Source organism: Streptomyces sp. NPDC014995, assembly GCF_043080745.1.
Lineage (GTDB): Bacteria > Actinomycetota > Actinomycetes > Streptomycetales > Streptomycetaceae > Streptomyces.
In genome coordinates this window covers 173,503-197,432 of the sequence record NZ_JBIBVX010000020.1, presented here as the reverse complement: position 1 = coordinate 197,432, position 23,930 = coordinate 173,503, and the positions used below count along the sequence as shown (strand labels likewise).

General features: G+C 72.7%; 18 protein-coding genes, 1 tRNA gene and 1 pseudogene. 11 read left to right on the top strand and 9 right to left on the bottom strand.

The features are described 5' to 3' along the window. Positions 1–118 precede the first annotated feature (118 nt). Complete coding sequence (locus tag ACF1A1_RS33565) at positions 119–778, top strand: GGDEF domain-containing protein (RefSeq protein ID WP_392004995.1); 660 nt, start codon at positions 119–121, stop codon at positions 776–778. A gap of 127 nt (positions 779–905) precedes the next feature. Here the strand turns inward: ACF1A1_RS33565 and ACF1A1_RS33560 are convergent, their stop codons facing one another. From ACF1A1_RS33560 to ACF1A1_RS33550, 3 genes are read right to left on the bottom strand one after another with little or no spacing between them, the layout of a single operon-like run. Next, entirely contained in the window at positions 906–1,190 is a 285-nt protein-coding gene (locus ACF1A1_RS33560; RefSeq protein WP_392004993.1) for an acyl carrier protein, read from the bottom strand. Then, positions 1,187–2,362, bottom strand: a complete 1,176-nt coding sequence (locus ACF1A1_RS33555) for an HAD-IIIC family phosphatase (protein ID WP_392004992.1) — start codon at positions 2,360–2,362, stop codon at positions 1,187–1,189. Before ACF1A1_RS33555 ends, ACF1A1_RS33560 begins: the two co-directional genes overlap by 4 nt. Then, positions 2,359–4,212, bottom strand: a complete 1,854-nt coding sequence (locus tag ACF1A1_RS33550) for a bis-aminopropyl spermidine synthase family protein (protein WP_392004990.1) — start codon at positions 4,210–4,212, stop codon at positions 2,359–2,361. Before ACF1A1_RS33550 ends, ACF1A1_RS33555 begins: the two co-directional genes overlap by 4 nt. A 480-nt stretch (positions 4,213–4,692) precedes the next feature. On the opposite strand from ACF1A1_RS33550, the gene ACF1A1_RS33545 reads away from it, so the two are divergent. Continuing rightward, entirely contained in the window at positions 4,693–5,073 is a 381-nt protein-coding gene (locus tag ACF1A1_RS33545) for an S-adenosylmethionine decarboxylase family protein (RefSeq protein ID WP_392004988.1), read from the top strand. A gap of 577 nt (positions 5,074–5,650) precedes the next feature. Here the strand turns inward: ACF1A1_RS33545 and ACF1A1_RS33540 are convergent. Beyond that, a pseudogene (locus ACF1A1_RS33540) lies at positions 5,651–6,061 on the bottom strand (alpha/beta fold hydrolase); the annotation flags it as partial. A gap of 166 nt (positions 6,062–6,227) precedes the next feature. Here ACF1A1_RS33540 and ACF1A1_RS33535 point away from each other — a divergent pair. After that, positions 6,228–6,977: a 4'-phosphopantetheinyl transferase family protein gene (locus ACF1A1_RS33535; RefSeq protein ID WP_392004986.1), complete on the top strand. Its 750-nt coding sequence runs from the start codon at positions 6,228–6,230 to the stop codon at positions 6,975–6,977. A gap of 31 nt (positions 6,978–7,008) precedes the next feature. Here the strand turns inward: ACF1A1_RS33535 and ACF1A1_RS33530 are convergent. After that, a tRNA-Arg gene (locus ACF1A1_RS33530) sits at positions 7,009–7,081 on the bottom strand. 320 nt (positions 7,082–7,401) lie between these two features. On the opposite strand from ACF1A1_RS33530, the gene ACF1A1_RS33525 reads away from it, so the two are divergent. The 7 genes from ACF1A1_RS33525 to ACF1A1_RS33495 all read left to right on the top strand — a co-directional run bounded on the left by ACF1A1_RS33525 (position 7,402) and on the right by ACF1A1_RS33495 (position 17,349). Then, positions 7,402–9,009: a dynamin family protein gene (locus ACF1A1_RS33525; RefSeq protein ID WP_392004984.1), complete on the top strand. Its 1,608-nt coding sequence runs from the start codon at positions 7,402–7,404 to the stop codon at positions 9,007–9,009. A 453-nt stretch (positions 9,010–9,462) separates the two neighbouring features. Continuing rightward, entirely contained in the window at positions 9,463–11,676 is a 2,214-nt protein-coding gene (locus ACF1A1_RS33520; RefSeq protein ID WP_392005009.1) for a YfjP family GTPase, read from the top strand. Positions 11,677–11,951: 275 nt separating this feature from the next. Next, positions 11,952–12,425, top strand: a complete 474-nt coding sequence (locus ACF1A1_RS33515) for a single-stranded DNA-binding protein (protein ID WP_392004982.1) — start codon at positions 11,952–11,954, stop codon at positions 12,423–12,425. A 259-nt stretch (positions 12,426–12,684) separates the two neighbouring features. Further along, on the top strand, positions 12,685–14,094 hold the full coding sequence (locus ACF1A1_RS33510) for a TQXA domain-containing protein (protein WP_392004980.1): 1,410 nt from the start codon (positions 12,685–12,687) through the stop codon (positions 14,092–14,094). Positions 14,095–14,594: 500 nt separating this feature from the next. Then, on the top strand, positions 14,595–16,259 hold the full coding sequence (gene ettA, locus ACF1A1_RS33505) for an energy-dependent translational throttle protein EttA (RefSeq protein ID WP_392004978.1): 1,665 nt from the start codon (positions 14,595–14,597) through the stop codon (positions 16,257–16,259). A gap of 2 nt (positions 16,260–16,261) precedes the next feature. Then, positions 16,262–16,672, top strand: a complete 411-nt coding sequence (locus ACF1A1_RS33500) for an acyl-CoA thioesterase (protein ID WP_392004976.1) — start codon at positions 16,262–16,264, stop codon at positions 16,670–16,672. Further along, the gene (locus tag ACF1A1_RS33495; RefSeq protein WP_392004974.1) at positions 16,669–17,349 is read left to right on the top strand and encodes a hypothetical protein; all 681 of its coding nucleotides are present in this window, start codon (positions 16,669–16,671) and stop codon (positions 17,347–17,349) included. The genes ACF1A1_RS33500 and ACF1A1_RS33495 overlap by 4 nt, the downstream gene beginning before the upstream one ends. A 21-nt stretch (positions 17,350–17,370) precedes the next feature. On the opposite strand, the gene ACF1A1_RS33490 is transcribed toward ACF1A1_RS33495, so the two are convergent. Next, on the bottom strand, positions 17,371–17,784 hold the full coding sequence (locus ACF1A1_RS33490) for a globin (protein ID WP_392004972.1): 414 nt from the start codon (positions 17,782–17,784) through the stop codon (positions 17,371–17,373). Between the two features lie 131 nt (positions 17,785–17,915). On the opposite strand from ACF1A1_RS33490, the gene ACF1A1_RS33485 reads away from it, so the two are divergent. Continuing rightward, positions 17,916–18,908: a methyltransferase domain-containing protein gene (locus ACF1A1_RS33485; RefSeq protein WP_392004970.1), complete on the top strand. Its 993-nt coding sequence runs from the start codon at positions 17,916–17,918 to the stop codon at positions 18,906–18,908. A 158-nt stretch (positions 18,909–19,066) separates the two neighbouring features. Here ACF1A1_RS33485 and ACF1A1_RS33480 read toward each other — a convergent pair whose 3' ends face one another. From ACF1A1_RS33480 to ACF1A1_RS33470, 3 genes are all read right to left on the bottom strand, one after another. Further along, a complete protein-coding gene (locus ACF1A1_RS33480; RefSeq protein WP_392004968.1) occupies positions 19,067–20,734 on the bottom strand; it encodes an FHA domain-containing protein in 1,668 nt (555 codons plus the stop codon). A 48-nt stretch (positions 20,735–20,782) separates the two neighbouring features. Next, positions 20,783–22,129 carry a VWA domain-containing protein gene (locus ACF1A1_RS33475; protein ID WP_392004966.1) on the bottom strand — a complete coding sequence of 449 codons (1,347 nt, stop codon included), beginning with the start codon at positions 22,127–22,129 and terminating at the stop codon, positions 20,783–20,785. Between the two features lie 167 nt (positions 22,130–22,296). Further along, positions 22,297–23,580 carry a PP2C family protein-serine/threonine phosphatase gene (locus ACF1A1_RS33470; RefSeq protein WP_392005008.1) on the bottom strand — a complete coding sequence of 428 codons (1,284 nt, stop codon included), beginning with the start codon at positions 23,578–23,580 and terminating at the stop codon, positions 22,297–22,299. Positions 23,581–23,930: the final 350 nt, after the last annotated feature.

Below are 23,930 nucleotides of genomic sequence, written 5' to 3'. Positions count from 1 at the left end.
GGAACGCCGCGACGACATCCACGAGGCCTTCCTCGGCCTCGCCGCCTGCCTGATCACCCACCGACACGTCCAACGCCTTTGTTAGGACCTCTTAGGGGCATCCGGCCGTGTTGCTGGTGTGCCAAGTCACCTGAAGTCATCTGGGGAGCGACTGTCGGACCGTGTCGCGGTCGGGGTGCTGACGCAGGCGTTCCTCAGTCGCTTGTGGACGAGGCGTTGGCGGAGACGGGCCGGGTGCAGCAGCGGAACCGGCTGTTGCCGCCCGGCTGGTGGTCCGTTTCCTATTGGCGTGAACGACACAGCCGGACGCGCCACCGGCGATGCCGTCCTGACCCTTGCCGCCCGTCGGCTCCAGGCGTCAGGACGGGCGGGAGACACCGTCGCCCGCCTCGGGGGTGACGAGTTCGCCGCTCTCCTGGAATGGGAGGCAGGCACATATCTCTCGAGCGCCTGGGACGTCGCCCACCGGATCCTGTCCCGCTCTGACGATGCCGTACCGGATCGGCAGCACGGACGTGGTGGTCTCGGCCTCCATCGAAATGGCAGCAGCCGCCGGGGAATCACAGCCGAGGAACTCCTGCACCACGTCGACCTGGCCATGTACGCGGCCAAGGCCGCGGGCAAAGGACGCATCCGTATGCATCACCCGCAGACCCCGCACCTGCAACACCTGGCACACCCTCATGACAGCTCACTCAGATTCCGCAGTGCAGTGCCTCAGCAGCACCCGCGGCTCCGCGACATGAAGCGCTCATCCTGCCGTCTCCCTGCCTGCTGAGTTCCCCCCACTCCCCGTTCAGGGAGCGGTTGCTGTACTCGTCGAAGCCAGGCACGTCGTATGGCACGCTGCTGATCTCCTCTGCGGTCGTCGGGGCGCCGGTCGTGGTCGGCTGCGGATACCGCCCCTACCGATGGGCCATGACGAAGTCGGTGAGCGTGGCAATGGACTGCAGACTGTCCAGGCTCAGGTCCAGTGTGGCGACGTCGACGCCGAAGCGGGTGTCGACCGCGCCCAGCAGGGTAACCCCGGCGAGCGAGGTCAGGCCGATCTCCGGGCCGAACAGGTCGGTGTCGGCGGGGAGTTCCGCGACAACGGCGGCGTCCAGACGGGCGGCCTCGGCGATCATCGAACGGAGCTCCCGTTCCACCGTCGAGCGGTCCGTGGGGGAGGGGGTGCGGGCGTCCGTCACGCTTCGGTGTCCTTTCGGGGGGATACGTGCAGCCAGGCGGGTGGTCTCGGCAGGTCGCCCCGGAGGGAGCGGGCCAGGACCGCCGACCCGGTGGTGTCCATGGCGTTCTCGGCGTCCCCGGCGTTCTCGGCGTCCTCCGTACGACGCAGGCCCGCCTGGCGCAGCAGGATCCGCATCTCCAGGTTGGCGTCGGTCGGGCGCAGGGTCACCCGGAACTCCTCGGCGCCGGCCTCGCGGGACCGCTCCATCAGCCAGAAGAGGAAGGCCGCGGCGGCGCCCCGGCCGGCGACCCGGCAGGAGAGCGCGAGCAGCGGAACGGACCAGGTGCCCGCGGCGCTCCGGTCGACCAGCGCGGCCCCGATGATCCCGTACTCGCCGAAACGGTCGGCCATCCGGGCGGTGTACAGCTCGTGCCCGTCCGAGGCGGCCAGCGCGCGCAGTCGCTCCGGGCTCAGGCCGGAGGAGTTCAGACGGTGGGTGCGGGCGGCGAGTTCCAGGGCGCGGGGGACCTCCTGCGGTCCGGCCGCGCCGACGGTGAGCCGCATTTCGCACCAGCGCAGGAACTCCTCCCGCGTGCCCTGGAAACGCTCGCCCTCGGCCCGGCGGGTCTCCTCGGTGCGGTAGCGGCGCACCCGTTCCCGCGACTCCGGGGTGACCTCCCGGCCCTCGAACGCCGCCAGCAGCGCGGGCACGTCCCGCGGGTCGAGCGTGCGCACGCCCGGCAGCAGGGCCTCCACCTCGGCACGCTCGTACGGCGAGTCGTCGACCAGGAGCAGCGCCTCCACGGCGATCCCGAGGTCCTTGGCGATCCTGCGCAGGGACTCGCTCTTGTCCTGCCACGACACCTGCGGCGCGAGGAAGCGCTCGCGCAGCTCCGGTACGGCGTTCAGCCGGTCCAGGACCGCGGGGGCGCTGCGGCTCGCGAGGCTGCTGAGCACACCGCGGGCCGCCAGCGCGTCGATCGCGGCCAGCATCTCGGGACGGGGGGTGGGCAACTCGTCGGTGGGCGCCTCCACCGCGATCTCGTCCCACAGCGTGCCGTCCAGGTCCCAGACGACGCACTTGATCCGGTCGGGCTCGTGGCCGGGCGTCCCGGTCGCCCCGTTCATCCCGGTCGCGGCGGTCGCGGCGGTTGGATCGGTGGCGCCGGTCGCCCCGGTGGCTCCGGTCATCGGGTGCCCTCCTCCGGGAGGCGCAGCTTCATCGTCAGGGTGGCCGGGTCGAAGCCGAACTTGCGGTAGACCGTGCGCATCGGGACGTTGCCGACGTGGACGCGGCCGACCACCTCCGTGATCCCGTTCGCCAGACAGAACTCCAGGCCCGCGGTGAGGAGCAGCTCGGCGACGTCGCTGCGGTTGTCCAGCGGGGCGACGGCGAGGGAGCGGAAGTTGGCGTAGCGGTCGCCCGTCATCTGGTTCTGGTTGATGCTCACCCAGAGCCAGCCGGCCGCCTCCTCACCCGGACGGTGGGCGACGATCATGCCCTCCTTCGACTTCTCCATGGCACGGCCCACCCGGGACGCGTGCCGGGCGGGGTCGTCGACGGCGTCCTCACCGAAGGAGATGCGGGCGATCTCGGCCTCGAACTCGCCGATGGCCGTCAGGTCGCCTTCGTCGGCCTGGCGGGTGACGTAGGGCTCCGCCCGCCGCTCCAGAGCCGCCCGGTCGTCGGGGGTCGGGGGGTGCCAGCCGGGAGATGCAGGGGCCGGTGATGTGACCGCGGAGGGGGTGGGGACCGGGGTGGCCGGGGCTGTGGTCGCGGGGGGCGAAGGGGGTGCCGCTGCCGGGGTGGTCGCCGAGGTGGCGGTGGGGTGGACGGGCGCCGGAGGGATCGGAGAGGTGGCGGTGGCGGTGGTAGTGGTGGTCTGGGTCGGGGGTGCCTCCTCCGCGACCAGGCGGCCCGGGCGGAAGGGGCCCTTCCCACAGTGGGGGCAGCCGTCGGCGCGCAGGGCGGCGACCGAGGTCCAGCGGGCGCCGGGGCCGACGCGGACCTGGGCGCCGCAGGCCACGCACTCGTACTCGCGCTGCCGGGTGCGCTTGTCGCCGGTGTAGAGGGGACCGCCGTAGTCGCCCTGCCGGGAGGCGGTCGAGCTGCTGGTGAGGAGGTGCTGGAAGAAGCCGACCCCGCCGAGGATGCCGCTGCCCTCGTACTCGTTGAAGTTGCGGATGTAGCCGTTGGTGACCAGGCCGAGGGCCATGATCTCGCGCTGGACCTCGAGCATCTCGTCGGGGCTCTTGCCGCCGAAGGAGAAGAAGATGCTGTGCGCGGGGCCGGGGCGCAGGCCCTCCACGGCGCGCGACAGGAACAGCCGGGCGCCCTCCGGGGTGTAGGGCGGGTCCGTCATCGCCACGTCGAAGCCGCTGTGCAGCTCGGCGGGCAGCGGCTGGCGCAGGTCGTGCTCGACCGTCTCGACGCGGGTGCCGAGGCCGGCCGACACCTTCCTGATGTAGGCGAGGATCTCGGGGGAGATGTCCACGACGGTCACCCGCTCGACGATCGGGGAGCCGAGGACGTCGCCCACGACGGCGACGGCCAGGGAGATCAGATCGTCGTCGCCGATCAGCAGCAGCGAGCCGCCCGGCAGCGCGCCCGCCGTGAGCAGTGCCAGGACCCGGCGCACCTTGGTCTCGGGCGTGCAGTGGGACTGGTCGATCGCCATGTCGGCGGCGGGGCCGGACTCCATGACGGCGCGCAGCCGCCGTACGGCCTCGTCCAGCACGGACGGGATGACCAGCTCGCGGCCGTCGCAGGTGGTGCAGGTGGCGTCGAGGGTGAGGTCCATGCCGAGCCGGGCCACGAGGTCCTGTCCGGCCGGGGTCAGCCGGGAGGGGCGCTCCTTGGTGAGCAGGTCCCGGCGGCGCAGCTCGTTCCCCACGGCGGCCACGATGGGGACGGGCAGCCCGGTGGCACGGCTGATGTCCTTCGTGGAGGCGGGAGCCAGGCGGCGCAGGGCGCGAAGGACGGACCGCACTCCCGGCGGGCCCTCCTGGAGCCGGACGGCGTCCGCGACTTCCGTGAGCACTTGATCGGGGGTGGTACTCCGACGGTGTCGAGGCGCGTTTTTCACAATGCTGCTCCGGGCGGGCTGTATGGAATCCAGGACTATCGAGTATACGGGCTGACGGGGTGTCGACCCGACCCGGTGCGGGCGCGAGGAATTCGGAAGAGCAGAAGGGGAAATAGTGGAAAGGTTTTCGCGAGGTTTACCAGAATTCTCGCCGGGTGTCCGCCGGAACATTCACGAATTCTCCGGCGGCCTCTTTCCGTGATGTTCGGCGAGGTGTTTCCGGCAGGCCCGGAGGGAGGGGAAGGGGCTGGTCCCGCCCCCCTTGACGCGGGGTGGGGTGCTGTGCGCGCGGGGGCCGTGGAGTGGCCCGGATGCTACGCTGGGCACCACCGAGCGCCGGTTATCGGCCTCGCCACCATCCGCTTCGGCCGCGCGGACCAGCGCAGATCTACGTGAAAGGAGACGGGGGCAGCGGTTCGCGACCCCCGGTTCCCCATGACCAACTCCGCCAGCCTCGCCACCGAGGGCATAAACGTCGACGATTTGTGCTCCTACGCCGTCGACGTGTGGGTAAGTGATCACAGCATCCTGACCGACGAGCAGCGCCTCCTCAAGGTTCTGCGCACGGCTGCCGAAAAGGGCAACGCCCAGATTCTCGGTGAGGCCTCGCACGTTTTCCCCAATGGCGCCGTCACCGCCATTCTGCTGCTTTCCGCCTCGCATCTGAGCATCCACACCTGGCCGGAATTCAGCCTGGCCAACGTCGACCTGCTGGCGTACGGCCGGTTGAACGGCGAGCGGATGATGCAGAGCGTGGAGCTCGGGCTGTCGCCGACGAAAATCAACGTGACGCGCATGCTGCGCGCGGTCCACTGACGCACGCTTCACTGACGCACGGTTCACTGACGCCCGCTTCCGAGACGCGGTCCGCTGACGCGCACCTCACGCAAGCGCGAGTCACCGTTCCGCCGTTCCGTCACAGCCACCCCGACAGGGACTCGACGAACGCGTCGAAACGGTCCCGGTGGATGGCGTGCGGCGCGTCGGGCACCGTGCGCACCTCGAAGCCGCGTCGCACCAGGTCCGCCCTCATCTCCGCGCTGACGAGCATGCTCGGGTCCGACACCTGGACCAGGGACCGCACCAGGGCTCTTTCCGGTGTGTGGTCGACGAGCCGGTGGGAGGAGAGGGCAAGGGCGGTGTTCTCGTCCCAGGAGTCGAGGGCCTGTTGTTCGAACACGACGCGCCTGGTGGCGTGATCGCCGGTCCCTCGGGCGATCACGTGTCGGTCGTTCGCCTGGCGGTCGTTGGCGAGCCCTTCGCCCGTGCGTCGGACGTCGTCCGCGAGGGGGATGGTGTCCGGGAGCCGGAGGTCGTCCGTGAGTCGGATGTCCTCCGTGAGACCGGCGTTGTCGGTGAGCCGGTGGTTGTCGGTGAGCCGGTCGTTCGCCGGCGGGCCGGAGAGGCCGGCCAGGAGTCGGCGAGAGCGCTTGAAGAGGGTGAAGACGGCCGGGTCCAGCGTGCCGTAGGCCCCGGCCAGCCGCCAGGCCGGTTCCGAGTAGACGGCGCGGTCCGGCGCCAGTTCCCCGACCGCGAGGGCCAGGGCCAGCGCGCCCAGCGAATGGCCCAGCGCCAGTTCGGGGCCGCGCGGGAGGGTCTCCAGCAGGTCCTCGGCGAAGAGCTGCGGCGTGTACGCCCCGCGGGCGCTGGCGCCGTGGCCGCGCAGGTCCACGGCGAGGACGCGGTAGCCGCGGTCGGTCAGGACCGGCACCAGGTCGTGCCAGGTGCGATGGTCGGCCATGATGCCGTGAACGAGGACGGCGAGACGCTCACCGGTTCCCCACTCCTGTGTGTGCAGGCGCATCCGGCTGCCTTCTTCTTTCGTCGTGCGGTCGGTCGTCGTGCGGTCGTGCGGTCGGTCGTCATGTGACGGTCGTCGTGCGACGGTCGTCGTGCGGGGCGAGCAGGAGTGTAGGACGTGGGTCGCGGGCCGTGGGGCTTGGGCGATCATCGGATCAGGGTGAGGGCATGTGACTGGGCCGACGGCGGTGCAGGTGTGGTGGGCGCGCCTGGGTGACGGGCACGCGGGACTCCTCGCGCTGCTCGATCCGGTGGAGCGTGCCCGGTACGACGCCACTGTCGACGCCGCCGACCGGGGTCGATTTCTGGTCGGTTGCGCGCTCAGCCGCCTCGCCCTGGGCGAGCTGCTCGGCCTGCCTCCCGCGGACGTCCCCCTGCGCCGCGTGTGCCCTCGCTGCGGTGGCCCCCACGGCAAGGTGGAACTGGCGGTACCGCGCGAGTCCGAGTACGCCGACCTGGACTTCTCCGTCACGCACAGCGGTGGGGTGGTCGGGGTCGCCGTCTGCCGTGGCGCGGCGGTGGGCCTCGACGCCGAGGAGTACGCGGCCGGTCTCGACGTCGGCACGGCGGCGCCGATCGCCCTGAGCGACACCGAACTGGCGGCCCTGCACGCCCTTCGTCCGGCCGCCGGGCGGCAGGCGGCCTTCCTGCGTACGTGGACGCGGAAGGAGGCCGTACTGAAGGCGCTCGGCGTAGGCCTGGGCGTGTCGCCCCGCGCGCTCGTGGTGTCCGCTCCGGATGCGCCGCCGGCCGTCCTCACCTGGCCCGAGCGACTGGGCCCACGGCCCGACCTCGCCCTGGCGGACATGACCGTCGACGGGGCGCATCCGGCGTCGGTCGCGCTGGTGGGGGCGTGCGGAGTGCGGCTCGACCAGCGGGACGCGTCGGCCGCGGTGGCCGCGTACGCCGGGGGCGTGTGACGGCGGCCGAACGAGTGGGAGTGGGTCTGTGCGCCCCCGGCAGGACTCGAACCTGCGGCCAAGCGCTTAGAAGGCGCCTGCTCTATCCACTGAGCTACGGGGGCCGGTGTGGTGGCCTCGTACCTGGTGCCCGGGTGTGGGCTGATCCGCGACGTTGCCGGGGACAAGGATAGGGCTCCCGGTTCCTTGTCCCGAGTGCTTCGCCTCCGTGGCTCAATGTGGAGGTTCAGTGAAGCGGTCCTGATAATCGCAGGCAGGTACGAATCGTGCACCGCTTTTGGCGTCCTGAGCCCCGGGTGTTGTGCACTCGTTATGCCTCGGCTGTGCCCATGTCCCAGTTGTCTCTTCCGTCCCTTGTGTCCTATCGGCGCGCAGGCATGCCTATATGCTTCATAAATCCCCTGAAATTGGGCATTCTTCGCATGTGGTGACCTTGGACGTACGGCCTCAGCTGCTCGACGCACTCTCCGCCCTGCGCGACCGTGTCGCCGCCGCACGCTTCCCGCTGCCTCTGGCGGGGGCTCCACGCGCGCGTGCCAACCGCGACGAACTGCTCGCCCAGCTAGACGACTACTTGGTGCCCCGGCTGCGACAGCCCGAAGCGCCACTGCTGGCCGTCGTGGGCGGGTCCACCGGCGCGGGCAAGTCGACGCTCGTCAACTCCCTCGTGGGGCGGCGCGTCAGCGAGGCGGGTGTGCTGCGGCCGACGACACGGACTCCGGTGCTGGTGTGCCATCCGGAGGACCATCACTGGTTCAGCGGCATGCGGGTGCTGCCCGACCTCACGCGCGTGTGGGTGCCCCACCAGGAGCCCACGGACGAACTGTTGCTGCCCGGCGAGGACGGCAGACGCGTCCTGCGCATCGAAACCGCCGAGACCCTCCCGCCCGGCCTCGCCCTCCTCGACGCGCCCGACGTCGACTCCCTCGTCGCCGACAACCGCGTCCTCGCCGCCGAACTCATCTGCGCCGCCGACATCTGGGTGATGGTCACCACGGCCGCGCGGTACGCCGACGCCGTCCCCTGGCACCTGCTGCGCACCGCCAAGGAGTACGACGCCACCCTCGTGACCGTCCTCGACCGGGTGCCCCACCAGGTCGTCGCCGAGGTGTCCCGGCAGTACGGCGCCCTGCTCACCAAGGCGGGGCTGGGCGACGTACCGCGCTTCACCGTGCCCGAACTGCCCGAGTCCGCCGGGGGCGGCGGGCTGCTGCCGGCGAGCGCCGTGGCACCGCTGTGGAGCTGGCTGCTCCACCACGCCCAGGATCCCGCCGCCCGCCACCGCGCGATGGCCCGTACGGCGCACGGTGTCCTCAACTCCCTCAAGTCCCGCATGCCCGAACTGGCCGGCGCCGCCGCCGCGCAGTACGCGGCCGCACTACGGCTGACCTCGGCCGTCGACCTGGCGTACGACAGCGAGTACGCGCGCGTGCGGGGGCGGTTGCAGAGCGGGGCCGTGCTCGCCGGGGACGCCCTGAAGCGCTGGCGGGCCTTCCCGCTGGACTGCACCGCGAGCGAACTGCTCGACGCCCTCGCCGAGAGCCTGGCCGCGCTCCTGCTGTGCGCGGTCACCGCCGCCGACGAACGCATCGACGAGGCCTGGCGCCGTGAACCGGCCTCGGGCGCCCCGGCCCTCCTGGCCCGCGACCCGTCCCTGGAGACCGCCGAACACCGCATCGGCATGGCCGTACGACGCTGGCGGCGCGAGCTGGAGGAGTACGCCGAGGAGGAGGTGCGCGAGCTGGACCGCGGGCCCGCGCCGGCCCCCGAACAGGTCGCCGCCCTCGTCGCCACCGCCCTGCTGGGCGGCCGCAGGGCGCGTGCGGCGGGCGAGGGGCTCGCCGAGCGGATCGGCGCCCACGGCGCGCTGCGGCTGCGCGACCGGGGCGGACGCCTGCTCACCGAGCACCTGGACCGGGTGATGCACAACGAACGCGAACGCCGGCTCGCACCGCTCGACGAGCTCGACGTCCACGCCGAGCCCCAGGCCGAACTCATCGCCGCGCTGTCCGTACTGCAGAAGGAGAGGTGACCGGTGACCGCCGTCACGAACCAGGACCACACGGAAAACGCCGATCACACCGGCGCCCCGGCCACCACCCCGGCGGCCGAACCCGAGGCGGACGAGGAGGCGAACGGCAGCACCGGGGAGCACACCGTGGAGGGGCCCTCCGGGGAGGCCGAGCCGGAAATCGACGACGCGGCGCCGGGTCAGGAGGACGCGGAGCGGGCGGAGCGGGCGGAGAGGGTCGAGATGGCGGGAGGGGACGGGGAAGGCGAGGCCGGCCGGGATCCGGGGGACCAGCGGGATGCCTGTGACGAGGGTCGCGGGGAGGGGAACCACCCGCGTGTCGGGGACGCCGTCGTCCCCGCGCCCGTGGCGGAACCCGGTGACCCCGCACGGCAAGGGGACGGCGACGGTCGCACGCGCGTGCCGACCGGCCATGAGGACCAGCGCGTGCCGACCGGCCGGGAGCACCCGCGGATGCAGGACGGCCAGGAGCACCCGCACGCGCCGCCCGGCCCTGAGCACCCGCGCGTGCGGAACGGTCACCAGCACGTGCGCGTGGCGAACGGTGAGGAGCGTGTGCGCGTGGAGAACGGTGACCGGCACGCGCGCGTGGAGCACGCCGACGGGCATGCGGGCGTGCGGAAGAACGGCGAGCACGCGCCTGCGCAGAAGCCCGGTGACGAGCACCCGCCGGTGCGGAGAGGTGACGATCGCGCACGCGGCCGGCAGGCCGACGATCGCTCACGTACCCAGCAGGCCGACGATCGCTCACGTACCCAGCAGGCCGACGATCGCTCACGTACCCAGCAGGCCGACGATCGCTCGCGCGCGCGGGTGAGCGACGGTCCCGGGCGTGGGTGGGCAGGCGGGCGTCGCGCGCCTGGGCGTGAGGAGGACGGGCACGCGGGGGTGCGGGAAGAGGACCGTCGCCCACGGGGGCGCGACGGCGGCGGCCACGCCCCCGCCGGGAACCCGGACTCCGCCGAGGCCTGGGACGACGGCCTCATCGCGCGCCGCGTGAACGAGATCTCCGCCGCCGAGCAGGTCGCGGCCACCGCGGAGATCCGTACCAGTGGCCCGCAGACCGTGCCCCCGCTCGCCTACGACGGTCCCCTGCGTTCCCGCCTCGACGCGCTGCGCGAACTCGTCGGGCTCTCCCGCGCCCGGCTCGACAGCAAGACGCTCGCCGAGGCAGGCCGGGTCCTGGACGAGGCCGGGGCGCGACGCCGGCTCTCCGGGCAGCACACCGTCGTCGCCATCGCGGGCGCCACCGGCAGCGGCAAGTCCCAGCTGTTCAACTCGCTCGCCGGGGTGCCCATCTCGGAGACGGGCCTGCGACGGCCGACGACCGCCGCACCCATCGCGTGCAGTTGGAGCGACGGCGCGTCGGGCCTCATCGACCGGCTCGGCATCCCGGGACGTCTGCGCCGGCGACCGGTGCAGAACGCGGAGGCGGAGGCCCAGCTGCGCGGCCTCGTCCTGATCGACCTGCCCGACCACGACTCGGCGGCCGTGCAGCACCGCGAGCAGGTCGACCGCATCCTGGCGCTCGTCGACGCCGTCATCTGGGTCGTCGACCCCGAGAAGTACGCCGACGCCATCCTCCACGAGCGTTATCTGCGGCCCATGGCGGGCCACGCGGAGATCATGTTCGTCGTCCTCAACCAGGTCGACCGGCTGCCCGGCGAGGCCGCCGAGATGGTCCTCGACGACCTGCGGCGGCTGCTCGACGAGGACGGCATCGCCCTCGGCGAGCACGGCGAGCCCGGCGCGACCGTACTCGCGCTGTCCGCGCTCACCGGGGACGGCGTCGGGGAACTGCGCGAGCTGCTCGGCCAGTTCGTCACGGAACGCCGCGCTCCGGCGCGGCGCATCTCGGCCGACGTGGACGCCGCCGCGTGGCAGCTGCGGCCCGTCTACGCCACGGGCCGGCGTACGGGCCTGAGCGAGGAGGCGCGGGACGAGTTCGCCGCCCGGCTCGCGGACGCGGTGGGCGCCACCGCCGCGGGCGAGGCCGCCGAACGCGCCTGGCTGCGCAACGCCAACCGCGCGTGCGGGACGCCGTGGCTGCGGCTGTGGCGGTGGTGCCAGGGCCGGGGTGACTCTCCCACCGGCAGCATCCCGGTCCGTGCGCAGGCCGACGAGGAGGTCACGGCGCGCCAGCGCGTCGAACAGGCGGTGCGGACGGTGTCCGAACGGGCCTCGTCGGGGTTGCCCGTGCCGTGGGCCCAGGCCGTGCGCGAGGCGGCCGTCCGGGGTGCCCAGGGGCTGCCCGAGGCGCTGGACGAGCTGGCCGTACAGGCCGGGCTGCCACCGGGGCGGCCGCCGCGGCCGGGCTGGTGGCCGGTGGCCGTTCTGGCACAGGCGGCGATGACGATCCTTCAGGTGATCGGCGGCCTGTGGCTGGTCGGCCAGATCGCCGGGGTCATGTCACCGAACCTGGGCGTCCCGGTGCTGCTGATGGTGGCCGGCATCGTCGGTGGCCCGCTCGTCGAGTGGAGCTGCCGGATGGCGGCCCGCGGCCCGGCACGGAGATACGGCCAGGACGCGGAACGGCGCCTGCGGGAGGCGGCGGCCGGCTGCGGCCGGGCGAGGGTCCTGGATCCGGTGGCCGCGGAGCTGCTGCGATACCGGGAAGTCCGGGAACAGTACGGGCGGGTGACGGGGGTCGGGGCTGTGGCGAGGTGAGGCCTCGGGGTGGGGCGGGGTGAGGCCTCGGGGTGGGGCGGGGTGAGGTGGCGATCCGCGGTCGGTGCGACGCGGATCCCCTGTCCGGGTGATGGAGTTCTCCACAGGCCCGGGGTTGTCCACAGCGCTCTGCGGGCCCGGCCCGGCGGCGGCAGTCTGACGGCACGGCGATCGCGGCGAACGCGGCGGCCGTCGTGTCGGACGCAGCCGTACGGGACGGGCCCGTACGTGTATCCGCCCGGCCGGAGGGCCGGGCGAGGGAGGGGCTGGCGACGATGAACGAGACAATGGTGTGCGCGGTGGGGAACGTGGCGACGCAGCCGGTGTACCGGGAGCTGTCGGCGGGCGCGTCGGCGAGGTTCCGGCTGGCGGTGACCTCGCGCTACTGGGACCGCGAGAAGAGCACCTGGACCGACGGGCACACCAACTTCTTCACGGTGTGGGCCAACCGCCAGCTCGCGACGAACGCGGCGGCGTCGCTGAACGTGGGCGACCCGGTGATGGTGCAGGGCCGGCTGAAGGTGCGCACCGAGGTGCGGGAGGGACAGAGCTGGACGTCGGCCGACATCGACGCCGTGGCGATCGGCCACGACCTCGCCCGGGGCACGTCGGCCTTCCGTCGCGCGGGCCGCACCGAGCCGACGGCGGCCGGCGCGCCGCCGCAGCCCGAGCCCAGCTGGGAGATGCCGGCCGGGGACTCCCCGCCGCACGACACCCCACAGCGACGCGAGCCGGCGGCGATGACGTGATGTCAGAAGACGCCCCCGTGTGACCGAACAGCGGCTTATCGACGGATCCACCCCGATCAGCCCGGTGGATTTGTCGATAAGCCCAGCTCACGGACGATCTTGGGATAACGATTCCGATTCGGATCGTCCCTCCGAAGAGATGACCGGGAACCGTGGCGCGTCGCGTCTCTAGGATGCCGGACGTGGCTCTCGGGGCTTCTGATTCTGCTGGTGGGACCGTACCCCCCACGTCAACGGGTCCTGCTCGAAGGGGAATTACGTGATTTCTTCGTTCTCCGTGCCGTTCACGCGCAGGCGAGGGGCAGCGCGCCTCGCCGCCGGGACGCTGGTGTCCGGACTCGTCGCCGCCATGGTCGTCGCCACCGCGGGCACGGCCGTCGCCGACGGGACGACGCACCAGGGCGGAGCGACGGCGACCATAGGCGGCCTCAAGACGTACGGCGCCGCCGTGGTCCACGACGACAGCGGGGACCAGGAGGTCTCGGCGGGCCTGTTCGAGATGTCCGTCGAGGGCGGCGGCACCCTGCAGACCTACTGCGTCGACCTGTACAACCCCACGCAGAAGGACGCCCAGTACCACGAGACCCCGTGGAGCGGCACCTCATTGGGCGTCAACAGGGAGGCGGGCAGGATCCGTTGGATCCTGCAGAACTCCTACCCGCAGGTCAACGACCTCGCCAGCCTGGCGAAGAAGGCCGGCGTCGACGGCGGCCTCACCGAGCAGGACGCGGCGGCCGGCACCCAGGTGGCGATCTGGCGGTACTCCGACGGCGCGGACGTCGACGCCGTCGACCCGCAGGCCGAGCAGCTCGCCGACTACCTCCAGAAGGCCGCGCGGGACGTGGCCGAGCCCGAGGCCTCACTCACCCTCGACGGGTCGGCGGTCTCCGGCCGACCCGGCGAACTGCTCGGCCCGGTGACGGTCCGCACCAACGCGAGCGCGGTCACGGTCGCGCCCCCGTTGGACGCCGCCATCAGCGGGGTGCGGATCGTGGGCAAGGACGGCAAGGACGTCACCTCCGCGACGGACGGCAGCCAGCTGTTCTTCGACGTGCCCGCCGACGCCGCCGCCGGATCGGCCCAACTGACCGTCCAGGCATCGACCACCGTCCCCGTCGGCCGCGCCTTCACCTCCGAGAGCCGCAGCCAGACGCAGATCCTGGCCGGCTCCAGCGAGTCGACCGTGTCCGCGACGGCGACCGCGACCTGGGCCGAGAAGGGCGCCCTGCCGGCACTGTCCGCGGCGAAGAACTGCGCCGTGAGCGGAGTGGACATCACCGCGGTCAACCAGGGCGACGAGGACTTCACCTTCGACCTGATGGGCATCCGGCACACCATCCCGGCCGGCACCTCCCGGACGGTGACGATCCCCCTCCAGGAAGACCAGGCCTACGACTTCACGATCAACGGCCCCCAGAGCATCGGAAACCGTTTCACCGGCGTCCTCGACTGCAAGACCCAGGCCGACGAAACCGGCGTCACCACCCAGACCCTCGCCGAACCCAGCCCCGCCACGGTCGGCGGCACCACCCCCACCACCACCAACCTCGCCCAGACGGGCAGCTCCCACGCCACCCCCCTCATCGCCGGTACGGCGATCGGCCTGGTCGTGATCGGCGGAGCGGTGCTGTTGCTGGTGGGGCGGAAGGAGACCGAGGTGCGCGAGTAGGGCTGGGTCCGGGTCCCGGGCGGGTCGGCCGCCCCGACCGGGTCCGGTCCGTCGGCCGCCCGGACGGCCGGCGCGCGGATCAGGGCCGGTTCGGTGGGCCCGAAGCCGGTGCGCCTGCCCGCGACCACCGCGTCGAGCGGCGCCGCGGTACGCGAGTCCGGGAAGCGTGATCCGGCGGCGGCCCCGCCGCGACGGCCCGGGAGCGCCCGTCCGCTTGGGCGAGGCCGCCGACGTGCTCCAGCTGGTGGTCATGGCGCCGCGTGCCACCCTGCCCGGGGCCGGGCCCGTCCAGTGGTGGATTTCCGGGTCGTCCGTGGGCCGTGCGGAGGTGTCCGAGGCCGGTCGACGACGATCGGCAGTGACCGGCGGCCGACCGTCGCCTCCGATGAAGCCCCAGGTCAGAGGCCCCCCATCGCACGGGTTACCACCCAAGGGTGGCGGTCAGGCAAGATGGGGTGTATCTGCCCACTGCCTGATTTCAAGCTGCCGGACGGTTTCTCTTGGCTGAGTACATCTACACCATGCGCAAGGCGCGCAAAGCGCACGGCGACAAGGTGATCCTCGACGATGTCACCCTGAACTTCCTGCCGGGAGCGAAGATCGGCGTCGTCGGTCCGAACGGCGCCGGTAAGTCGACGGTCCTTAAGATCATGGCGGGGCTGGAGCAGCCGTCGAACGGGGACGCGTTCCTGTCGCCGGGGTACACCGTCGGCATCCTGTTGCAGGAGCCTCCGCTGACCGAGGAGAAGTCCGTCCTGGAGAACGTCCAGGAGGGTGTCGCCGAGATCAAGGGCAAGCTCGACCGGTTCAACGAGATCGCCGAGCTGATGGCGACCGACTACTCGGACGCGCTGCTGGAGGAGATGGGCAAGCTCCAGGAGGAGCTCGACCACGCCGAGGCCTGGGACCTGGACGCTCAGCTGGAGCAGGCCATGGACGCGCTCGGGTGCCCGCCCGGCGACTGGCCCGTCACCAACCTCTCCGGTGGTGAGCGCCGCCGCGTGGCGCTGTGCAAGCTGCTGCTGGAGCAGCCCGACCTGCTGCTGCTCGACGAGCCCACCAACCACCTCGACGCCGAGTCCGTGAACTGGCTGGAGCAGCACCTCGCCAAGTACCCGGGCACCGTCGTGGCCGTCACCCACGACCGGTACTTCCTCGACAACGTCGCCGGGTGGATCTGCGAGGTCGACCGCGGCCGTCTCCACGGCTACGAGGGCAACTACTCCAAGTACCTCGAGACCAAGGCCACCCGCCTCAAGGTCGAGGGCCAGAAGGACGCCAAGCGGCAGAAGCGGCTCAAGGACGAGCTGGAGTGGGTGCGCTCCAACGCCAAGGGACGGCAGGCCAAGTCCAAGGCGCGTCTGGCGCGCTACGAGGAGATGGCCGCCGAGGCGGAGAAGATGCGGAAGCTGGACTTCGAGGAGATCCAGATCCCGCCGGGCCCGCGTCTGGGCAGCGTGGTCGTCGAGGTCAACAACCTCAACAAGGCGTTCGGCGACAAGGTCCTCATCGACGACCTCAGCTTCACCCTCCCGCGCAACGGCATCGTCGGCGTGATCGGCCCGAACGGCGCCGGCAAGACGACCCTCTTCAAGATGATCCAGGGTCTGGAGGAGCCGGACTCCGGCAGCATCAAGGTCGGCGAGACCGTCAAGATCTCCTACGTCGACCAGAGCCGCGAGAACATCGACCCCAAGAAGACCCTCTGGGCCGTGGTCAGCGACGAGCTGGACTACATCAACGTGGGCCAGGTCGAGATGCCGTCCCGCGCGTACGTCTCCGCCTTCGGGTTCAAGGGTCCCGACCAGCAGAAGCCGGCCGGCATCCTCTCCGGCGGTGAGCGCAACCGGCTGAACCTGGCACTCACCCTCAAGCAGGGCGGCAACCTGCTGCTGCTCGACGAGCCGACCAACGACCTCGACGTCGAGACGCTGTCGAGCCTGGAGAACGCGCTGCTCGAGTTCCCCGGCTGCGCCGTCGTCGTCTCCCACGACCGGTGGTTCCTCGACCGCGTGGCCACGCACATCCTCGCCTACGAGGGCGACTCCAAGTGGTTCTGGTTCGAGGGCAACTTCGAGTCCTACGAGAAGAACAAGATCGAGCGGCTCGGGCCGGACGCCGCGCGTCCGCACCGCGCCACCTACAAGAAGCTGACCCGGGGCTGATCTTGCGGCACATCTACCGCTGCCCGCTGCGCTGGGCGGACATGGACGCGTACGGCCACGTCAACAACGTGGTCTTCCTCCGCTACCTGGAGGAAGCGCGGATCGACTTCCTGTTCCGCCCGGAGAAGGACTTCAAGCAGGGGTCCGTGGTGGCACGCCACGAGATCGACTACAAACGGCAGCTCGTCCACCGGCACACCCCCGTGGACATCGAGCTGTGGGTCACGGAGGTCAGGGCCGCGTCCTTCACCATCGCCTACGAGGTGAAGGACGGCGACCAGGTCTACGTCCGCGCGTCGACGGTGATAGTGCCGTTCGACTTCGCGGCGCAGCGGCCCCGTCGGATCACCGACGAGGAGCGCGCGTTCCTCGAGGAGTACCGGGACGAGGACGAGGAGGCCGTCGCCGCATGACGGTGCTCCACCTCGCCGACGAGGGGGAGGCGGCGGATTTCTCGGCCTTCCTCTCCCGGCTGCTCCACTACGACCGTGGAGCCGCGGTACGGCTTCAGGCGGCCGGCACCGCGCTGGCCGTCTTCGGACGGCCGCCGTCCTTCGAGGTCCTGGCGATCCGGGCGGTCCGGCTGGCCAAGCCCTACGAGGACGGACTCGACGTCACGCTGGACGTGACCGTGTCCGCCGGTGAACTGCTGGAGCGCGTGGACGAGGCGGCGGCGACGGCCGCCGTGCCCGCAGCGGTGACCGGGCCTCCGTGGACCGGAGTGCTGCCGCCGCGCGTCGGCTGGCGGCCGGAGACGGGACTGCCCGCACCGGACGCGCTGCGCGCGATGGTCGGTGCGGCGGTCGCCGAGTTCCGGCGCCGTACCGAGGAGCTGGCGCCCGAGCGGCGTACGCGGGCCGAACTCGACCGGATCGGGCGGGAGATCTGGTCCCGGACGGTCGGGGACACCGGCCTGCCCGTGCGGGCCGTGCACGCGGCCCAGTCGCTGGGCTTCCTGCGCCCGACGGTCACCGCGCCCCAGGACGCCGGGCTGTTCTCCTGCGGTGCGTGGCTGCGGCTGCGGACGCCGTACGGGTCGATCGCCGTGCGCCGGTCCGGGCTCGGGGGTCTTGATCTCAGCGTGCGCTGAGCGCGCCCGCGCCGCCCGTGGTCAGTCCGCGGTGTTCACCATTGAGGCCGCCGCGTACGTCAGGTAGTTCCACAGCGTCTGCTCGTGCTCTTCCGACAGGCCGAGCTCGTCGACCGCGTCCCGCATGTGCCTCAGCCAGGCGTCGTGCGCCGCGCGGTCCACGACGAAGGGGGCGTGCCGCATCCGCAGCCGGGGGTGGCCGCGGTTCTCGCTGTACGTCGTCGGGCCGCCCCAGTACTGGATGAGGAAGAGCACCAGGCGCTCCTCCGCGGGGCCCAGGTCCTCCTCGGGATACATGGGCCGCAGGACCGGGTCCCCGGCGACTCCCTCGTAGAAACGGTGGACCAGCCGGCGGAAGGTCTCCTCCCCGCCGACCTGCTCGTAGAAGGTCTGCTCCTGAAGCGTGCCGCGCCGAATCTCTTTCACGTCCCCCATGGTCTCAGACGGCGGGACCGAGGACTCAAGGCTTAGGACCTGCGGTCCGGTCCAGGGAGTCCGCCCGGCCGGGGCGCCCCGGATGAGCTGCGGCGCTCGCCTCCCGCAGTGTCCCGCAGCACAGTGGAGGCATGGGCACGCACGAGCTCGACCGGGACGACGACCAGGACCTCGCGGAGCTCGCCGCCTCCGAGCGGGCGGCGCTGGTGCGGGAGATCGAGGCGAGCGGGGCCTTCGCCGCCGATCCGGCGTGGAAGGAGGCCTTCGCCGCCGTCCCGCGCCACCTCTTCGTTCCGTACTACTACGTGGCCGGAGCCGGGGGCTACGAGCGGCGCTGGGGGGAGAGCCCCGACCCGGCCGTCCGGGAGCGCTGGGTGATCGGCGCGTACGAGGACGCGCCGCTGGCGACCCGGCTGCGCGACGGCGAGCTGCTCTCCTCCAGCAGCCAGCCCTCCCTGATGGCCCTCATGCTGGCCGAGCTGCGGGTGCGGGAGGGCGACCGGGTGCTGGAGATCGGCGCCGGCACCGGGTACAACGCGGCCCTGTTGTCGTACCGGCTGGGGGACGAACGGGTCACCACCGTGGACCTCGATCCGGAGATCACCGAGTCGGCCCGCCGGCATCTCGCCGCCGCCGGGTACCACCCCGCCGTCGTCACCGGGGACGGGGCGCGCGGGGTGCCGGAGCGCGCGCCCTTCGACCGGATCATCGCCACCTGCCAGCTGGCGTCCGTCCCGCGTGCCTGGCTCGCCCAGTGCCGTCCGGGCGCCCGCATCCTGACGCCACTGGCCACCGGCCTGGCCGCGCTGACGGTGCGCGACGCCGGGCACGCCGAGGGGAACTTCCTGGAGACCGCGGCCTTCTTCGTGCCGTTGCGCGGGGCGGACCGGCGCGAGCCGGAGCCGGTGGCACTGGGCGGAGTGCCGCAGGAGGCCAGGGGGAGCGACCTGTTCCGGTTCCTGCTCGCCCTGACCCGGGGGATCCTCGACCCGCAGGAGGCGCACGCCCTGTGGGAGCGCGAGGGCAGGCCCGGACGGGAGCGGTACGGCATCACCGTCGGCGGCGAGCACGCGTGGGCGTGGCTGGACGAGCCGGAGGGGCCGTACGCCTGGCCCCTCCCGTGACACCCGGACGTGAGCCGGACATCACACCGGACGTGACGCCTGACGCACGCGACCTAACGCCTGACGGCACGCGCGTCACGCCTGATGCCGGGCAGGACGTGACGCCTGATGCCGGACCGGACGTGACGCCTGATGCCGGACCGGTCGTGACGCCGGACTCAGCCCCGGCGGATCGTGATCGTCGTCCACGCGCCGACGTGCACCCGGTCGCCGTCCCGCAGCGGTACCGGCACGAAGGGCTGGATCGGCTCGTCCGAGCCGTTGACCGTCGTGCCGTTCGTCGAGTTCTGGTCGACGACCGCCCAGCTGCCGTCCGGCTGCTGCACCAGCACCGCGTGCTGGTGCGAGACGCCCGGGTCCTCCGGCGGCACCGACAGGTCGATGTCGGGGGTCTCGCCGGTGGAGTGGCGGCGGCGGCCGATGGTGATCTGGTTGCCGGTGAGCGTGCGTTGCTGCTCCGGCGAGTACGCGGGCAGGTTCAGGCCCGCGGCCTCGGGGCCGGAGCGCTGCATCATCGCCATGAAGTACTCGCGGTCCGGGCCGATCGTCGCCATCCAGGTCGCCGGCTGCTGCGGGAACGCCGGGCCGGGCGGGGGCGGCGCCTGTGTGGCACCGGTCTGCGGATAGCCGTAGCCACCGCCCTGGGCGCCACCGGGGCCGCCCGGACCGCCGGGGGCGGTGTGGGACGGCGGGGAGATCACCCAGTCGTCGTCACCCCCGAAGCCGCCGGAGGGACCGCCCGGCTGGGGGCGGCCGGTCTCCTGCGGGTAGCCGGGCGGGGCGGGGGGACCGGACGGCTGGAAGGCCTGCGGAGCGCCGGGAGCCGTGCCACCGGGACCGCCGGGACCCGAAGGACCGGGGCCGGGCGGGCCGGGAGGACGGCCGCCGGGACCGGAGGGCTCGCGTCCGAAGGGCGCGGAGGGCGGACCGGACGGCTCACGCCGGAAGGGGTCCCCGGACGGGCCCGAGGGCTCCCGCCCGAACGGGTCGCCGGACGGGCCCGAGGACGGACCGCGTCCGAAGGGGTCGCCGGGCGCACCCGACGGCTCACGCCCGAAGACGCCACCGGACGGACCACCACCCGGACCACCCGGACCGCCGGGACCACCCGGACCGCCGCCGGGACCACCCGGACCGCCGCCGGGGCCACCCCGACCCGAAGGCTCACGCCCGAACGGCTGCCCACCGCCCGGACCACCCGGACCGCCGGGACCACCCGGCTCACGCCCGAACGGCTGCTGTCCACCGCCCGGACCCGAAGGCCGCGACGGCTCACCGCCGAAGGGCGGGCCCGGCGGGATCGGCTCGGCGGGACGGTTCACCTGGGACGGACGGGAGCTCTGGTACTCGAAGGAGTCGCTGTTGCCGAACGACGGGGGCGGCGGCTGGAACCGCGCACCGGGACCACCGGGACCACCGGGACCCGGACCGCCGGGACCACCGGGACCCGGACCGCCGGGACCGCCGGGACCGCCGGGACCACCCGGTCCGCCGGGACCCGCCGGCCCCGGCGTGCGCGGGGCGGCCGGGGTGTACGAGGTCGCCGTGTTGGTCAGGAAGTTCCACCGGCACTCCTCGCAGAACGGCGCACCGCCCTCACGGGGCGTACGGCACTGCGGGCACAGCTCCGGCTCGGCGTTCGGCACCGCGGACGGGTGACGGCCGTCGGGACGGCCACCGGGGCCGGGCGGGGGCGGCGGGAAGCCGTACCCGCCGCCGGCCGTCGGCGGGGGAGGGGGCGGCGGTACGGCACCGGCCATGCGGTGACCGCAGACCTCGCACCAGTCGTCGGAACCCGACTGGTGTCCGTTCGGGCAGGTCGGCATGTCGGCGCGTCCCCCTTTCCTTCGGTGTCCCACTAGGGTCCTACTAGGTCACTTCTTTACACGAACAGTCTTGGTGGACCGGGTCTCGAGGGTCATCTCGTCTGCCTCCGCGACCTTGGCCTTCAATCGCACAGTACCTGTCGTGGCATCGACCACGTCCACCACCTTCGCAAGCAGTTTCGCAGTATCCGCGTTTCCCGAGGCGCTCGCGAGCTGAACGGCCCGGCCCAGTTTGGCCGTTGCTCCGTCCATGTCGCCCGCTTTGCGAAGATCCAGCCCCTGTTGGATGACCTGGGCCAGTTCGGCCTGCCCGGTGTAGTGCGCGACCTGCGGATTGATCGAGGTGGAGGCGGTCATGTCGTCGGTCCACACCGCCCGTACGAGCCCCTGGGCGCCCAGGTTCTGGACCGTGCCGTCGGGTTGCGGGATCACCAGCGAGACCCGGGCGGCCAGCATCTCCTGCCCGAGGTGGGCGGCCGGGACCTCCACGCACACGTGGTAGTCGCGGGACTCGTCGCCCCAGGAGCCCGTCGGGTAGTCCCCTGAGCGCGGGCCGGACTCGGTGCGCCGGCTGGTCAACTCCTCCACGGTCGGCGCGACTTGCTTGACGAACTTGATGCCGGTGCCGACCGGGGTCCACAGCCGGAGGGCGACGTCCGCGACCTCCTTGCCCATCGCCGTCTCCATCATCTGCGTGAAGTCGGCGGCGAGGCCGGCCGGGTCGGCGACGATGTCGGCGGTGCCGAGCAGGGCGGAGGCGATCCCTGTGACTTCTTTCACTTCCCAGTCGGTGCCCACGCCGCGGGCGTCACAGGTGAAACGGCCCGCGCAGGAGTCCAGGGCGGCCTTCAGGTCCTGTGGCGACTCGTGCTCGTTGCGGCCGTCGGTGAGCAGGATGCCGTGGCGGATGGCGACGTCGGCGGTGGACAGCAGGCGGTCGGCCAGGCGCAGCCAGGTCCCGATCGCCGTGCCGCCGCCCGCGCTGAGCCGGCGCAGGGCCTGCTTGGCCTGGTCGCGGGTGCCGGCGTCGGCCACCGCTAGGCGCCCGCCGCCCGGGTAGACCTCCTTGGCCACGTGCGTGCCGCCGATCACCGCGAAGTGCACGCCGTCGCGCAGGGTGTCGATGGCGGCGGCCGTGGCGTCACGCGCGTTGCGCATCTTGGTGGGCGGGTAGTCCATCGAGCCCGAACAGTCGACCATGATCGCCACGGCGGCGGACGGGCCCCGGCCCGGCGAGTAGAGGTGCGGTGCCGCGACGGCGCTGCCGATCGTGCCGCCGCCGGTGGCGGTGACCGTCACGATCGCGTTGACCTCGCGGCCGCCTTCCGGCAGGTACTCGTTCTGGTAGACGTCCACCGAGAACTGCGGCACGTTCGACTTCGAGAAATTGGCCATGCCTACTCACATCCCCCTCGGAACCCCACGGTCGTGGGGTGATGACGGTGGACGGACCGGTCCCCTCCGGTCCGCCGCTGCTTCCCCGTGTACGACCCGTGCGAAGTGCGCGGCCTGCGCGACGTGTGCGACGTGTGCGAAGTGACTGCGCCGTGCTGTGCGCGGCCTCAGGCCGATCCTGCCCCCTGCGCGGGGGCGGGGAACGGCAGGACCGCCACTGTTACGTTGTCGTGCCCGCCGCCGTCCAGGGCGTGACCGACGAGCACCCGGGCGCCGTGCAGAGGGCGTACGGAGGCGTCGAGGGGGAGCGCCTCGGCCATCTCCTCGGCCGCCTCGGCGTAGTTCCACAGGCCGTCGGTGCACACGACCACCGCACCGGGGCGGTCCGGCTTGAAGGAGGCGGTGTGCGGCTCCAGTTCGTAGGCGTCGGCGCCGAGCCAGCCGGTGATCGCGTGGGCGCGGTCGTCGGCGTAGGCCTCCGCCTCGCTCATCAGGCCCGCGGCGACCATCTGGGCGGCCCAGGAGTCGTCCTCGGTGAGCCGGGCCGGGGGTGAGTTGCGGTCCGCCGGGACCCAGTAGACGCGGCTGTCGCCGACCCAGCCGACGACCAGCAGGCCGGCGGTGACGACCGCGCCGACGAGGGTGCAGGCGGGGGCGTTCTGGTGCGGGGCGTGTTCCCGAGCCGTGGCCGGCTCCTCGGCGAGGGCATTCACCGCGTGCGAGGCGGCGACGATGGCGTCGTGCATGGCCTGCTGCGGGTGCGTGCCCTGCGGCAGGGCCGTCAGCAGCGACTGGCTCGCCGCCCGGGACGCGGCGAGTGAGGCGTCGTCCGGGCGGGTCGCGGAGGAGACGCCGTCGCAGACGATGGCCACGAGCGCGGGCGAGCCGTCGGGCAGCGCGGTGTGGCCGATGCCGAAGGCGTCCTCGTTGCGGTGGTGGCGCAGGCCGCGGTCGCTGACGGCGGCGAGGGGGCCCGACTCCTGCTCCATGTGGTCGCGTTCGCGCGGCTGGGCGTGCCCGCAGTTCTCGCAGTAGCCGTCGTCGTCGACCCGGCCCGCACGGCAGGCCACGCACACCTTGCCGCTGTCGGTCACCGCGGCGGCCTCGGCGGCCACCCGGGGGTCGGGTGCCTGCAAGGGGTACTCCTCGGGCTCCGCCGGCCGATCGAAACGAACACCGGGCGCTGGGGTGACGGGGGCCGGCGGAGGGACGGCCGGGGGGCCCGGCGGCACGGGGTCGCTGCCGCCCGGAGGCACGGGTTCCCCGGGAGGCACGGGACCACCCGGCGGTACGGGACTGCCGCCCGGCGGCACGGGTCCGCCCGGCGGAACATGGGCCGCGGCGGGCGGTGCGGTCGGGGCCGAAGGGGGGAGGGGCACACCGCTTCCGCCGGGGGCCGGAAGATCCGGCGTACCGCCGAGGTGGGAGCCGGGGGCAGGTGTGCCGCCCATGCCCGCAGCCGAGGACGGCGTACCGCCGAAGTCCGAGCCGTGCACAGGTGTGCCGCCCATGCCGGCGCCCGGGGACGACGCCTCGCCGAAGCCGGAGCCGTGCGCAGGCGCACCACCCCTGCCCACAGCCGGGGACGGCACACCGCCCATGCCCGCAGCCGGCGACGCCGCACCCCTCATGACCGCACCCGGGGACGGCACCCCGCCGAAGCCCGGGCCGGGCGCAGGTGTGCCGCTCGGGCCGGTGCCCGGAGGCGGTGTGGCGCCGATGCCGGGGCCCCACGCGGGGGCGCCCGGAGCCGGCGCGCCCAGCGCTTCCGGGCGCCGAGCCTCCGTGCCCAGCGCTTCGG